Origin of the sequence: Streptomyces sp. NBC_00234 (genome assembly GCF_036195325.1) — a bacterium.
GTDB lineage: Bacteria > Actinomycetota > Actinomycetes > Streptomycetales > Streptomycetaceae > Streptomyces.
In genome coordinates, this window is sequence record NZ_CP108101.1 from 7345135 (window position 1) to 7358326 (window position 13192).

Genomic DNA, 13192 nt, shown 5'->3' on the forward strand with positions numbered 1-13192 from the left:
CTTTCCTCCATCGGCACAGGGCTTCAGGGAGCATTGAACCGGGGGCGCATGCCCCGCGTGGGCAGAAGAGCAAGTTCGTTGAGGAGATACGAGGTTGAGATGACCGCCGACCATGCCGACGTCCCGCATGTGCGGCAGTTGCTCGGTGCGTACGTCCTGGACGCGCTGGCCGACGGGGAGTGTGCCACCGTGTCCCGGCATCTTCAGCGCTGCGACGGCTGCGCGGGCGCCTATGTCGAGGTCGCGGAGGCATCGGCCATGCTCGGCCTGCTCAACGAGGAGGATCTGCTGGAGTAGCCGGGCAGACTGCGGGACAGCAGCCGGAGCGCGTAGTACGAACGGGACTTGACGGTGCCCGCGGGTATGCCCAGCGCCTGCGCCGTCTCCCCCACGCTCAGTCCGCGGAAGTAGATCTGCACCAGTACCGCGCGGTGCTCCGGGCTGAGGGTCTTCACCGCCTCCCGTACGTCGAGGGCGCGCATCGCCGAGTCCGCGGTGTCCTGCGGCGCGGGGGCGCTCTCCAGGACGGCGTCGCTCACCTCCGCCGGGCGGGCCAGGCGCGAGCGGCGTGCGTCGATGGCGAGACGGCGCCCGACGGTGAAGAGCCAGGGGCGCATGGAGTCGTAGGGGGCGTCGAACGCCTCCGGGTGCTGCCAGGCGCGTACCAGCGTCTCCTGGAGCAGGTCCTCCGCGCGCTGCCGGTCGCCGAAGGTCAGGCCCAGCAGGAAGTGGAACAGCGCGGGCCCGTGCTCCCGCTGGAGATCCGCGAGGGCCCGCTCGCCGGTCTTCGTCGTGGTCATGGTGAACGTCCCTTCCCGGAGAGGCCCCTGCCGCCTCGCTGCCGCCTGGCGTATACGAACGCATTCGCGCCAGGAGGAACAGGCAGCGCACCGAGCTGTGCGACGAGCGGTCGCACGGAGCGGCGAGTGGTGCGGTGAACGGTCGGACGGCGGCGATACAGCCGATTCAGGGAGACGCGAGGCTTTGATCCTTGACTCTGCGGTATGAAGATATGTGTAGTCATATGTCCGTAATCAGTCGAACTGGGAGCCGGACAGATGACGAAGCGCATCCGACAGAGCACGGTGGCCGCCGTCGCCGTGCTGCTCGCGGCGGCCACGGCGTGCACCGGGCAGCAGTCCCCGGCCACGCGTGACGCCGCACGGACCCCGGCCGCCGGGCAGGGGGGCGGGGGAGCGGGTGGCGTCGGCGCCGACAAGGCCCGCGCCTTCACGCTCCTGGCCTCAGGCGACGTCCTGCCGCACTCCTCGGTCATCGACCGGGCCGCTGCCGACGCCGGCGGCCTGGGCTACGACTTCCGGCCGATGCTCGCAGGCGCGGAACCCGTCGTCTCCGGGGCGGATCTGGCCATCTGTCACATGGAGACGGTGTACGGGGAGGACGGCGGCCCCTACACCGGCTACCCCGCCTTCAAGTCGCCGCCCGAAGTGGCGAAGGGTCTGCGGGCCACCGGATTCGACTCCTGCTCCACCGCCTCGAACCACACGCTGGACGACGGAGCCGGCGGCATCCGCCGTACTCTCGACGCCCTCGACGCGGCGGGCATCGCCCACGCCGGTTCCGCACGCTCCGCCGCCGAGGCCGCCCGGCCCACGCTTCTGCGGGCGGGCTCCGGCAAGCACGCCGCGAAGGTCGCCCACCTCGCCTACACCTACGGAACCAACGACTTCCCGCTGCCTCCGGGGCAGCCCTGGGCGGTCAACCTGATCGACGAACAGAAGATCGTCGCCGACGCGCGGGCGGCCCGGCGGGCGGGCGCCGACGTGGTGGCCGTCTCCCTGCACTGGGGCACCGAATGGCAGGACGAGCCCGACGAGAAGCAGCTCGACCTCGGCCGGCGGCTCACCGCCGCCACCTCCGCGGGCCGCCCCGACATCGACCTGATCCTCGGCACGCACGCCCATGTGCCGCAGGCGTACGAGAAGGTCAACGGCACCTGGATCATCTATGGCATGGGCGACCAGATCGCCGGCGCGATGATCAACTACGAGGGCGCCCAGGACCCGCGGGGCAACCAGAGCTCCATGGGCCGCTTCACCTTCGAGCCGCCCGCGAAGCCCGGAGAGCGCTGGACGGTGAAGAAGGCCGAATTCGTCCCCCAGTGGTACGACACCGTCGCCGGACGTGTCGTCAACCTCGCCGCCGCCGTCGACGAGGGCGCCGACCAGCAGCGCGAGGTGCGCGACCGCATCCGCGCCGTCGTCCTCGGCCGCGGTGCGGCCGAGGACGACCTCCTCATGGGGAAGTGACGCCGACAGCGAGCAGCCAGCCGCGTCCCGGGGCGACCGGGACGGGCTCGCCGGCCGCGAAGGACCGCTCCGGCTGGAACCCCTCGATCGCCGGGGCGTAGGCCGGAACCAGTCCGTCCGTAGTCGTCAGCACGCACTCCACCGGCTCCCCGGCCCACGAGGCCAGCGCCGTGACGGTCCCGCCCGGCCCCTCCCAGGTGGAGGCCAGGACATCGGAACGGCCGGTGGAGACGGGCGTCGTGTCCGCCCACCACCCCGTCAGCTCCGCCTCCGGCAGCCGCAGTGCGTCGAAGGCCCGCCACAGGGGACGCACATCGGTCATCGGGGCCCGCGCCGTCATCCCGAAGACCAGCCCGCGCCAGGGATTGCCGCCGCCCTCCAGCATCTCGCCCATCAGACCGAAGGGAATCCCGGACAGCTCCACCAGCCAGTACGCCGGGTCGGTGTTCTCGTAGTCGAAGAGCTCGCCGAGCCAGAGCCGGTCGGTGTACGGCATCAGCTCCGCGTACAGATTGGCGCTGGAGGCGAAGCCGTCCGGTTCGCGGTACTGGTTGCAGGAGTGCAGGTCGATCACCGGCGGTGCGGAGCCCGGCCGGGAGAGGGCCTTGCGCACCCGCTTCATCGTCGTGCGGTCGTACGCCACGTCGTCGAGGTACAGCCCGTCGACGCCGACCCGGTGGCGCAGCCGGTCGATCCCGCACACGTAGGAGTTGTGCCAGCGGGAGTCGCCGGAGGTGACCACGGCGACGTCGCCGACGTCGGAGGCCACCCAGCCGGGCACGTAGTCGGTGCCCAGGTGCTCGCGGAGCCAGGCGTGACCGCCGCCCGGTCCCGGTGCGAGGACCTCGTCCCCGAACGAGGCCAGCGCGGGAAGTTCCGGGGTGTGCCGGGTCAGTTCGCGCACGGTGTCGTACACCTTGACCCGGATGCCGAGCCGGTGGGCGTCCTCGGTGTAGGCGCGCAGCACGTCGGCGGCGAGCAGCGGGTCGTTGATGTACGGGTTGGGCGGGGTGGCGTGGTGCAGATTGACGACGTTGGCACCGTACGCGGCGACCTCCTGCGGGGACGCGTAGGCGTGGTAGTACCGGTCGGTGAGCTGGGTGCCGGGCCGCAACGGCTTGAACGGCGTGAGCAGCAGCCGCAGTTCGAAGCGGCGCCGCTCCCCGACGGCGAGCCGCACCGGCCCGCTGAACGCGGTCACGGTCCGGACTCCGCCGGCGGTCCGCAGCCGCACGCCGCCCTCTCCGTCACCCGCCCAGGAACGGGGTGTGACCAGGGGCTTCTCGCGGTAGTAGTTGGTGTTCAGCGGGCGGGTGTAGTGCTCGTCTCGGAGCGACAGCTGAAGACCGGCCGACGGTGCGCCGAGCCAGAGAGCGTCCTGATTGCGGGTCGGGGTGTCCCAGCTCCAGTCGAAGGAGTCCGGGCAGCGCTGCCCGGGCAGCCCGAGACCCATGGCGTACCGCGCGACCCCGGCGTGGAGCGGCACGTCCAGCCGCACCTCGGTGTCGAGCGCCTCGGTGGCCTCCAGGGTCGCCCGTACGACGAGGAACCCGTCGGCCTCCAGCTCGCCCTCGGTGTGCAGCCGCAGTCCGGGACCGGTCGCCGTGGTGGACCAGCGGACCCGGGCGGGCCCCGGCTGTACGAGTGTCAGCGGCCCCTGGTCGAGGGGGCGGCCGACCGTGAGCGTCACCGGGGCCGCGAGCAGTTCCTGTCCGGGACCACCGGTGGCGGTCACCTGGGGTGTGAACGAGGAGGTCAGGCGGTGCGGCAGTCCGTCATCGCCCAGTTCCACGGACCGTCCGAGGATGTCGAGGCGGCGGCCTGCCGTCCTCACCGGGGTGAAGGGCGCCACCACCTCGTCGTCCTGGCCGAGCGCCGAGTCGAGCCAGCGCAGCCGCGCGAGCCGTTCAGGCTCACCCGCGCCGTGGTCGGCGACGCTCTCCGGCCCCACAGTGATACGCAGCGGCAGCACCCGTTCCGCCGTGCCGCGCGCGCGTACGGCGATCTCACCCTCGTACGCGCCCGGTTCGGCGTCCACCGGCACATCGAGTCCGCACCAGAGCGCGTGCACCTGCCCGGCACCGACGTCGATCCGCTTCTCGAAGCGCAGACCGCGCGCGTCGGTGCCTCCTGTGCTGAGACACCGGGTGGGGAACGGCAGTCCGCGGACCTCCGCGGTGACCTCCTCCAGCGCGGCCACCGCGTGGATCCCGGCCTGCAGCACATAGAACTCGCCGCGCGCCGCGGCTCCCGCGAACGCGGCGAACGGCTTCGACGCCGCCCAGCGCGCGGGCAGCCGGCCGATCCGGCCGAGCGGACGGGTCCGGTCCTCGCCGAAGAGCAGGAACGGCTCGTGCGGATGCGCCTGGATCAGCGCGGCACGCTCCTCGGCGGTGGCCGCGAAGCCGAGCGGTGCGAAGGAGTCGACGGCGCTCACCGCCTCGTACCGGAAGGTCTCCGCCCGCTCCAGGCGGGGCCAGGCGCTCTCCGGGTCCCGGAGCCCGCAGCGGTGCACCCAGCCGGGGTCGGCGGTCGGGGTGGGCTGCCGGTAGGCGGCCTGCGGGTAGTAGGGGCGGCCGGTGTGGGCGTACGGCAGATAGTGCACGGCGTACTCGCCGGGGCCCTCGACCGGTTCGAAGGCGATCCGGCCGCGTTCGGCCGTCACCTCCACCCGCACGGTGTTGCGAATCCGGCGGCCCGACGGGGCGAGCACCAGCACGTCGACGGAGCTCGGCTCCGGATCGTTGCGGCGCCAGGGGAGTTCGGCACCCACCACGTCGCCGTCCGAGGTCACGCGCACGAGCATCCGGTGGTTGCCGTAGGCATCGCCGTCCCACGAGCCGAGCCCGCACTCCAGCTCCGGATGCCGATCCTGCTCAGCCATGTCCGCACTCCCTCGACGGCGCTATTTATTAGGTAAGTTGCTCAATTGCCATGGGACACCATGGAGAGCCGACGATCACGCTGTCAAGGGAGCTGCCATGGATCGGGGTGGGGACGCCTCGCTGTTGCGCCGGCTGAACGCGGCTGCGGCGCTGCGGGTCGTGCGCGAGCGCGACGAGGTCACCGTGCCGGAACTCGCCGGGCTGATCGGGGTGTCCCGGCCGACGGCCCAGGACCTCACCGCCCAGCTGCTGCGCGAGGGCCGGCTCGTGGAACTGGGCGCCAACAGTGGGTCCGTGGGGCGCCCGGCACGGCGGTTCCGCTTCCGGGCCGAGGCCGGGCACGTTCTCGGCGTCGACATCGGAGCCCACAAGATCCTGGTCCTGGCCGCAGATCTGCTCGGCCGCACCGTCGCCACGGAACGGATCTCCGTCACCCCCGAACTCCCGGCGGGGGAGCGGCTGGAGGCCGTGCGCAGGGCGATCGCCGGCTGTCTGGCGCAACCGGCTGCGGCCGGGGTGGTCCCGCTCGCCACGGGTATCGGCACGAGCGGCATGGTCGACACGGGGGGCCGGGTCGCCGAGAGCGACTCGCTGCCCGGCTGGACGGGCCTGGACCTGGCCCACGAACTGGGCGGCGCCGGTCGCGGCCGGGTCGTCGTGGGCAACGACATCCAGCTGGCCACCCTCGCCGAATGCACCACCGGAGTGGCCGTCGGGGTGCCGGACTGCGTCTGTCTCTACATCGGCAACCGGCTCGGCATCGGCCTCTGGCTCCGCGGTGACCTGCACCGGGGCTTCAACGGGGCGGCGGGGGAGATGGTGTCGGAGGACGGCTGGGCGCTCTCCTATCAGCGCCTGCTCGACTGGTTCGCCGGACACCGGGGCGACGGGGAGCCCACCCGCGAGAACGCCGCCCGCGCCGTGGTCACGGCCGCGGCGGCGGGCGACGGAGGTGCCCGCTACACCCTGCGCGCCTTCGCCGAGGCCCTGGCCGACAGCCTGGCGCGGCACGTGGCCGTGCTCGACCCGCAGGCGGTGGTGCTCGGCGGGGGCATCTCACGGGCGGGAGCGCTGCTCAGCGAGCCGTTCGCCGAACGCCTCGCCGCGCGCTGCCCCCATGCGCCGGCCGTACTGATCTCCGCACTCGGAGAGGAATCGACCGCAATCGGGGCAGCCCGGCTGGCATTGGAACACATCGAGCACGGCGCGCAGAAAAGTCCAACTTCTCAGGACTGAATGGCTGTTGACGTGGGCCTGCGGCGATTCGATGATGTGGCCACTCTTTTCCGAAAGTTGGTTTCTAAACTCGTCGTGCCGTCAGGCCCACGTCATGCCGTCAGGCCAGGGAGAACGTGTGACATCCCCTGCAACAACCACCAGCCCCCGGGCTGCCTCGCCACCGAAAGCCCCCGGCACCCCCGGCGGACTGCCACCCCTGCGCCGGATACCCCTGCGGGTCCGGCTGCGCAACAACTGGGTGATGCTCGCCCTGATGGCCCCGGGCCTGCTCTTCTTCGCCGTGTTCTTCTACGTGCCGATGCTGGGCAACATCGTCGCCTTCCAGGACTACCAGCCGTTCATCGGCTTCAAGGAGAGCCCCCTCGTGGGCCTCGCCAACTTCCAGGAGGTCTTCGCCGACCCCGCCTTCTGGGAGTCGGTACGCAACACACTGGCCTTCGCCGCGCTTCAGCTGATCTTCTTCTTCCCCGCGCCCCTGGCCCTGGCACTGCTCATCAACAGCCTCGTCAGCACCCGCGTCAAGAAGTTCGTCCAGAGCGTCGTCTACCTCCCCCACTTCATCTCGTGGGTGCTGGTCGTCGCCCTCTTCCAGCAGGTGCTCGGCGGAGCGGGCCTGATCAGCAACTTCCTTCGTGAACACGGGCTTTCGGCCCTCGACGTGATGACCGACCCCAGCACCTTCCCGATGCTGATCACCGCCCAGGTGATCTGGAAGGACATCGGCTGGGGCATGATCATCTACCTCGCGGCGCTCGCCAACGTCGACCAGAGCCTGTACGAGTCGGCAGCCGTCGACGGCGCCGGACGGTGGCGCCGCATGTGGCACATCACGCTGCCGGCCGTGCGAGGCGTCACGGTCATGCTGCTGGTCCTGCGCCTCGGTGACGTGCTCTCCGTCGGCTTCGAGCAGTTCCTGCTCCAGCGCGACGCCGTCGGCGCCCGAGCCGCCGAGGTGCTCGACACCTATGTCTACTACCACGGCGTCGTCTACGGCGACTGGGGCATCGGTGCCGCCGCCGGGCTGGTCAAGGGCATCGTCGGCGCCCTGATGATCTGGGGCGCCAACCGGCTTGCCCACGCATTCGGAGAGCAAGGGGTGTACAGCAAATGAGCATCGGAACACCCCTGTTGAAGCCGCGCACGGCGGACCGGCGACCCGCCTGGGAAGAGCCGCCCACCCGGCTCGGCTCGACCGCCAAGGCGCTCGTCATCACCGTCGTCGTGATCGTGATGACGCTGCCCTTCGTGGTCGTCCTCTCCACCAGCCTCGCCTCGCGGGAGGAGATCACCGCCGCGGGCGGCTTCGTCCTCTACCCGACCGAGCCGACCCTGCAGGCGTACCGCACCATCCTCTCCGGCGGACTCGTCACCCGGGCGGTCACCGTCAGCGTGCTGATCACCGCGGTCGGCACGGCACTCTCCCTGCTCACCACCATCGCCCTGGCCTACGCGCTGAGCAAGCGCGGTGTGCCCGGCAGCAAACCCGTCCTGCTGCTGGTGCTGTTCACCCTGCTCTTCGCCCCCGGCATGATCCCGATGTACGTCCTGGTCAAGGAACTCGGCCTGCTGGACTCCTACTGGGCGCTGATCCTGCCCGGGCTGGTCAACGCGTTCAACCTGGTCGTGATGCGGGCGTTCTTCATGAACATCCCCGAAGAGCTCTACCAGGCCGCGCGGATCGACGGCGCCGGTGACTGGCGCATCCTGACCCGCATCGTCCTCCCGCTCTCCAAGGGAGTCATCGCCGTCGTCGGCCTCTTCTACGCGGTGACGTACTGGAACGCGTTCTTCAACGCGATGCTCTACCTCAACGACTCCGGGAAGTGGCCGATCCAGCTGCTGCTGCGCACCTACGTCGTGCAGAACAAGCAGATGGCGGCCGACCAGCTCGGTGTGGCCCACATGCCGCCCCAGCAGTCGATCTCCATGGCGGTGGTCATGCTCGCGCTGATCCCGATCCTGATGCTCTACCCGTTCCTCCAGAAGTACTTCACCAAGGGCGTCCTCACCGGCGCCATCAAGGGCTGACCCCCGCCCTTCCCCGTTCCGTCCCCCTCATCCCGTTGCGGAGATTCCCCATGACAGGCATGTCCCGACGCACCTTCCTGAGCCTGAGCACCGCGGTCGCGGCCGGTGCCGCCACCACCGCGCTCACCGGTTGCGGATCGTCCACGGCCAACAAGGGCGAAGCGGCCTCGGCCAAGGTGAAACTGCCCTCGTACGTCCCCTTCACCAAGGTCACGCCCGACCTTCCGGCGAACGCCAAGGGGCTCTCGGCGGGCTTCCTCTCGTATCCCGCCGAGCTGACCCGAAGCGTCGCCAAGGCCCCGGGCGACGGCTCGAAGGTCACGGTGCTCACCGAGATCTGGACCCAGCCGCCGCTCCCCAAGGGCTCCAACCCGCACTGGCAGAAGCTCGACAAGGAACTCAACGTCGACCTCGCGGCGATCCTGGGCACCGACCCCGGCTACGAGGAGAAGTTCTCCGCGACGGTCGCGGGCGGCGAGCTCCCCGACCTGATGTGGATACCGCCGAACCAGGGCATCCAGCACATCGCCGAGCTGCTCGAGGCCAAGTGCGCCGACATCACCGAGTACGTCTCGGGCGACGCGGTCAAGGACTACCCGAACCTCGCGGCGATGACCCCGGCCCACTGGAAGACCGCCGTCGTCAACGGCAAGATCTGGGGAGCGCCCAGCCCCTACCCGGCCTTCGGGCAGGTCTACGGCGGGAACCCCAAGGTCTGGGAGAAGGTGGGCGGCCTCTCCGCGAGCGGCCCCGACGAGTTCCTCGCCAAGTGCAAGGAGGTCACCGGCGGCAAGGTGTGGGCGCTGGAGCCGATCTACGTCAACGCCGTCAGCGTGCTCAGCCAGTGCTACGGCGCGCCCAACAAGTGGCGGCTGAACAAGGACGGGTCGCTCACCTGGTTCCAGGAGACCGACGAGTACATGGAGGCACTGAACTTCGTCATCGGGCTCAAGAAGGCCGGCGTCTTCTACCCGGGCAGCCCGAAGATGGCCGACGCCTATCTGAAGATGGCCCAGGGCGCGATCGGCGCCGTGGTGTTCGCCAACCCCTCGGGAGGTCGCGCCAACCTCCGTACGAACGACCCGTCGCTCGGGGCGGAGATCATGATCCCGTTCGCCGCGGGGGGCGGCCGGCCCAACCACCACTACCACCTGGGAACCATCGGCTACACGGCCATCAAGAAGGGCGACGAGAAGCGGGTACGCATGCTCCTCGGCATCCTCGACTACCTGGCCGCGCCCTACGGCACGAAGGAGCGCGAGTTCGTCGAGTTCGGCACCGAGGGAACCGACTTCACCTACGACGCCAAGGGCTTCCCGCAGCGTACGAAGAAGGGGAAGCAGCAGGTCGAAGGGCTCCACAGCGGTCTGTCCACGGCGACGATCGCCCCCTTCGTGCTGCAGCCCTCGCTCTTCCCCGGCACCGAGGGGCCGCAGGACGTGCGGACGATCTACGAGGTCGAGAAGAAGCTCACCGGGACGGCCGTCGCCAACCCGACCGTCGGGCACTACTCCGACGCCTACACCGAGCACTACGGACGGATGTCGACGGAGGCCACCGACCTGGTCAACGACATCGTGAGCGGCCGCAAGAAGATCAGCGAGTGGAAGCCGTTCTGGTCGGAGTGGCACTCCAAGGGCCTGGACCGGATGGCCGGGGAGTTCCAGAAGTCGATCGAGCAGAGCGCCTGAGAAACGGCGGCGCGGGCCCCAGGGGGTCCGCGCCGCCCCGGTTTCGCAAACCGTTACGGGACGACGGTGACCGGCCAGCGGCCGGCCTTCACCAGGCGGACGGCCACCGAACCGACGAAACGGTGCCCGGCCGACTCCGAGGCACCGACCACCACGGCGTCGGCCTTCAGCTCGTCGGCCGCCGTGACCAGCCCGTTGTACGGATCACCTCGGAAGGTGTGGAACTCCCACCGCACGTTCCATATGTCCTTGAGGCGCTCCGTCGACTCGCGGATCTCGCTCACCAGGCCCTCCGCCACCTCGCCGGTGACATCGGCGACCGGAGCCCCGAGTGCGGCGCCGGCCGGCATCACCGGCTGGACGTAGACGAGGGCGAGCATGGCGTTCTGCCGTCGCGCCAGTCCGGCGGCGTAGGCGGCGGCGCGCATGGAGGACTCGGACCCGTCGATGCCCGCGACGATCACCTTGGGACCGTCAGTGCCCCGTTCGAACTGATGGCGTTGCTGCTCTGTCACGGCAGTGAGGCTATCCGCTCCCTCCGCGCACGCACCGCCGGGTCGCGCCGAAGCCCCGCACGGGGCCGCCGGTCAGCGGGGATTCGCTCCTCCCATCGGGTGCAAATCGCCTCGCGCCCGGTGTCGGGGGTACACGTGGACGGACCGCCGTGCGAGCAGTTGGCCATGAAATCAGATCAGCAGCCTCCCGACCGACGCACCCTTCTGCGGCTGGCGCTCGGCCTCGGAGCCGCCACCGCCGTGCATCTGATCGCCGCCGACCCCGCGGCCACGCCCGTCCGTCCCGGTGGCGCGCCGCCCGCCGGAGCCGCAGGGCCGCCCGCACACGCGAGGGCGCGGACCTCCGCGTACCGGCTCCAGCCCATGACGGCCCAGACCCCGCCCCGGTTCCGGCGGGCGGCGCCGGCCGTACGGACCCGGCCGCTGGAGGAGCTGCCGGACCTCGGGCGTTCCATGGTCCTCAGCTTCGACGACGGACCCGATCCCCGGTACACCCCGGGCATCCTGGCCACCCTGCGCGAGCACCGGGTCCGGGCGATGTTCTTCGTCTGCGGCGAGATGGCCGTCGACAACCAGGACCTGCTGCGCGAGATGGCGGCCGACGGCCATCTGGTCGGCAACCACTCCTGGTCCCATCCGCTGATCCCGCGGCTGTCGCGGGCCGGCATCCGCGACGAGCTGGGCCGTACCAGTGACGTCATCGAGAAGGCGCTCGGCGAGGCCCCGCTCTGGTACCGGGCGCCGTACGGCGCGTGGAACCGCAACTCCTTCGAGGTCGGTTCGGCCCTGGGCATGGAACCCCTGGCCTGGACCGTCGACACCCTCGACTGGACCGCGCCGGGCACCGACACCATCGTCCGCCGGGTCCTGGACGGTGCGGCGCCCGGCGTCGTCGTGCTGTCCCACGACGCGGGCGGCGACCGTTCGCAGAGTGTCGCCGCACTGCGCCGGTATCTGCCCGAACTGCTCGCCGACGGCTACCGCATCACGGTCCCGCACCGCAGGTGAGGGCGCGGCGGCTGCGGCGCGCTGCGGTCAGCGCGTCGCGACCATCCGGGCGAAGACGACCACGTTCCCGTCGTACCCGCCGGCCTTGGAGTAGCCGCCGCCACAGGTGATGACCCGGAGCTCCGCATGGCCCGTGTCTCCGTACACCCGGGCTCCGGGGAAGTCGTTCTTGGCGAACACGTCGACCCCGTACACCTCGAACACCGCGATCCGGCCGTCGTAGCGGGCCACCTCGACGCGCTGCCCCTTCTTGATGGCACCCAGACCGTAGAAGACCGCGGGCCCCGACATGTTGTCGACGTGACCGACGACCACGGCGGTGCCGCGCTGGCCGGGCGAGATGCCGTTCTGGTACCAGCCCGCGAGGTTGGGGTCCTCCGGGGGCGGTGCCTCGATCCAGCCGTTCGGATCCAGGTTCACATCGATCATCGGCGCGTCCACCCGGATCGAGTTGATCTTGACGCGGGCGGCGGGCGCGTAAGGCAGCGGCTGGACCGGATCGCCGGCGAGCGGCGCCGCCGCCGGGTCCTGACGCTCCTTCAGCGAGGCCGCCGCCGCGGGCTGCGGTGGCCCCGGTGCGAGATCGGTGCCGTTCCGCATGAGGGCGAGGCCAGTGAGCATCACCAGGGCGATCGCGCCCCACGGCGCGCGTCTGGTCCGCTCGGCGCCCCAGTGGTCCCGGCCCATGGTTCTCCCTTCGTCGCGACGATTGGAACGCTAGGTGCGCGGCGGCGCGGCGGCGATCAGGGAAGGGCGAACGGGTGGCGGCCGATCCGGGGGCCGCTGTGACGAACTACCCCGCACGGGCCCGGATCGGGCTCTTCGGAGTAATGAGCAGATAAAACTTCTGACGGTCTGTGACCTGCGGCTCCGTCAGATTCGAGGGCCTCCGCGCGGCGTGTCGGCTCACCGGTGTGGAGCAGTGCCGAAGTGCGACAACAGGAAGATCTGGTGAGTGTTCGTCATGGGACGCGTATCCGTCGATCGATCCCGGAGGACATGACTCCGGGGCGCTTCCCGCTGGAGGTTCAACAATGCGTGCTTCACGCGCTCTCGCGGTGACCGCGACCGCTTTCGCGGCCGTCGGCCTCGCCGCCCCCATGGCCGCCGCGACCAACGGTCCGAGCGATGTCATGGTCAACCCGTTCTCGGTGCACCAGGGCGCCACGATGCAGGTCAGCGCGGTGGGCTGCGGTCACGGCGGCAAGGTGTGGTCGAACGCCTTCCCGACGACGAACCTGTCGGCGGGTTCCACCGGGTTCGCGACCGCCCACATCCGGCCCAACGCCACCCCGGGGCACTACAACCTGTCGGTGAAGTGCAACGACAACGAAAAGATCGCCACGCACAAGTTCACCGTGCTCGAGGGCCAGGGGGCCCAGGGCGGGCTCGGCGGCTCCATGGGACCGAGCTCGATCGAGATGCAGATCGGTGGTGGACTGGTGGCCGCGGCGGCCGTCGGTGGCGCCGTCTTCATCGTCCGTCGTCGACGGACCGGCCATGCGGCGGTCTAAGGCGTCGAACCTCCCGCCCGGCCCGATACGCCCGTCGCCCCG

At 70.6% G+C, this 13192-nt stretch carries 12 protein-coding genes; 8 read left to right on the plus strand and 4 right to left on the minus strand.

Annotated features, from left to right (window positions below; genetic code table 11):
* Window positions 1–99 precede the first annotated feature (99 nt).
* Window positions 100–297, plus strand: a complete 198-nt coding sequence (locus OG230_RS32170; protein ID WP_328907267.1) for a zf-HC2 domain-containing protein — start codon at window positions 100–102, stop codon at window positions 295–297.
* Here the strand turns inward: OG230_RS32170 and OG230_RS32175 are convergent.
* Complete coding sequence (locus OG230_RS32175) at window positions 231–800, minus strand: sigma-70 family RNA polymerase sigma factor (protein WP_328907268.1); 570 nt, start codon at window positions 798–800, stop codon at window positions 231–233. The genes OG230_RS32170 and OG230_RS32175 overlap by 67 nt on opposite strands.
* A 258-nt stretch (window positions 801–1058) precedes the next feature.
* Between OG230_RS32175 and OG230_RS32180 the strand changes: the two genes are divergently transcribed.
* Entirely contained in the window at window positions 1059–2270 is a 1212-nt protein-coding gene (locus OG230_RS32180; protein WP_328907269.1) for a CapA family protein, read from the plus strand.
* Here OG230_RS32180 and OG230_RS32185 read toward each other — a convergent pair.
* Window positions 2257–5154, minus strand: coding sequence for a glycoside hydrolase domain-containing protein (locus tag OG230_RS32185; protein WP_328907270.1), 2898 nt, complete (start codon window positions 5152–5154; stop codon window positions 2257–2259). The two genes, OG230_RS32180 and OG230_RS32185, sit on opposite strands and share 14 nt — an antisense overlap.
* A 97-nt stretch (window positions 5155–5251) precedes the next feature.
* Here OG230_RS32185 and OG230_RS32190 point away from each other — a divergent pair, with 97 nt between their 5' ends.
* The 4 genes from OG230_RS32190 (at window position 5252) to OG230_RS32205 (ending at window position 10113) form a co-directional block, all read left to right on the plus strand.
* Window positions 5252–6391, plus strand: coding sequence for an ROK family protein (locus OG230_RS32190; protein ID WP_328907271.1), 1140 nt, complete (start codon window positions 5252–5254; stop codon window positions 6389–6391).
* 94 nt (window positions 6392–6485) lie between these two features.
* The gene (locus OG230_RS32195; protein WP_443051429.1) at window positions 6486–7505 is read left to right on the plus strand and encodes an ABC transporter permease; all 1020 of its coding nucleotides are present in this window, start codon (window positions 6486–6488) and stop codon (window positions 7503–7505) included.
* Window positions 7502–8422 carry a carbohydrate ABC transporter permease gene (locus OG230_RS32200; protein WP_328907272.1) on the plus strand — a complete coding sequence of 307 codons (921 nt, stop codon included), beginning with the start codon at window positions 7502–7504 and terminating at the stop codon, window positions 8420–8422. Before OG230_RS32195 ends, OG230_RS32200 begins: the two co-directional genes overlap by 4 nt.
* A 50-nt stretch (window positions 8423–8472) precedes the next feature.
* Window positions 8473–10113, plus strand: coding sequence for a hypothetical protein (locus OG230_RS32205; RefSeq protein WP_328907273.1), 1641 nt, complete (start codon window positions 8473–8475; stop codon window positions 10111–10113).
* Window positions 10114–10166: 53 nt separating this feature from the next.
* Here OG230_RS32205 and OG230_RS32210 read toward each other — a convergent pair whose 3' ends face one another.
* Window positions 10167–10628: a universal stress protein gene (locus OG230_RS32210; RefSeq protein WP_328907274.1), complete on the minus strand. Its 462-nt coding sequence runs from the start codon at window positions 10626–10628 to the stop codon at window positions 10167–10169.
* Window positions 10629–10793: 165 nt separating this feature from the next.
* Here OG230_RS32210 and OG230_RS32215 point away from each other — a divergent pair, with 165 nt between their 5' ends.
* Complete coding sequence (locus OG230_RS32215; protein WP_328907275.1) at window positions 10794–11636, plus strand: polysaccharide deacetylase family protein; 843 nt, start codon at window positions 10794–10796, stop codon at window positions 11634–11636.
* Between the two features lie 27 nt (window positions 11637–11663).
* Here the strand turns inward: OG230_RS32215 and OG230_RS32220 are convergent, their stop codons facing one another.
* Complete coding sequence (locus OG230_RS32220) at window positions 11664–12323, minus strand: class F sortase (RefSeq protein WP_328907276.1); 660 nt, start codon at window positions 12321–12323, stop codon at window positions 11664–11666.
* Between the two features lie 347 nt (window positions 12324–12670).
* On the opposite strand from OG230_RS32220, the gene OG230_RS32225 reads away from it, so the two are divergent.
* Window positions 12671–13150: a hypothetical protein gene (locus OG230_RS32225; RefSeq protein WP_328907277.1), complete on the plus strand. Its 480-nt coding sequence runs from the start codon at window positions 12671–12673 to the stop codon at window positions 13148–13150.
* Window positions 13151–13192: the final 42 nt, after the last annotated feature.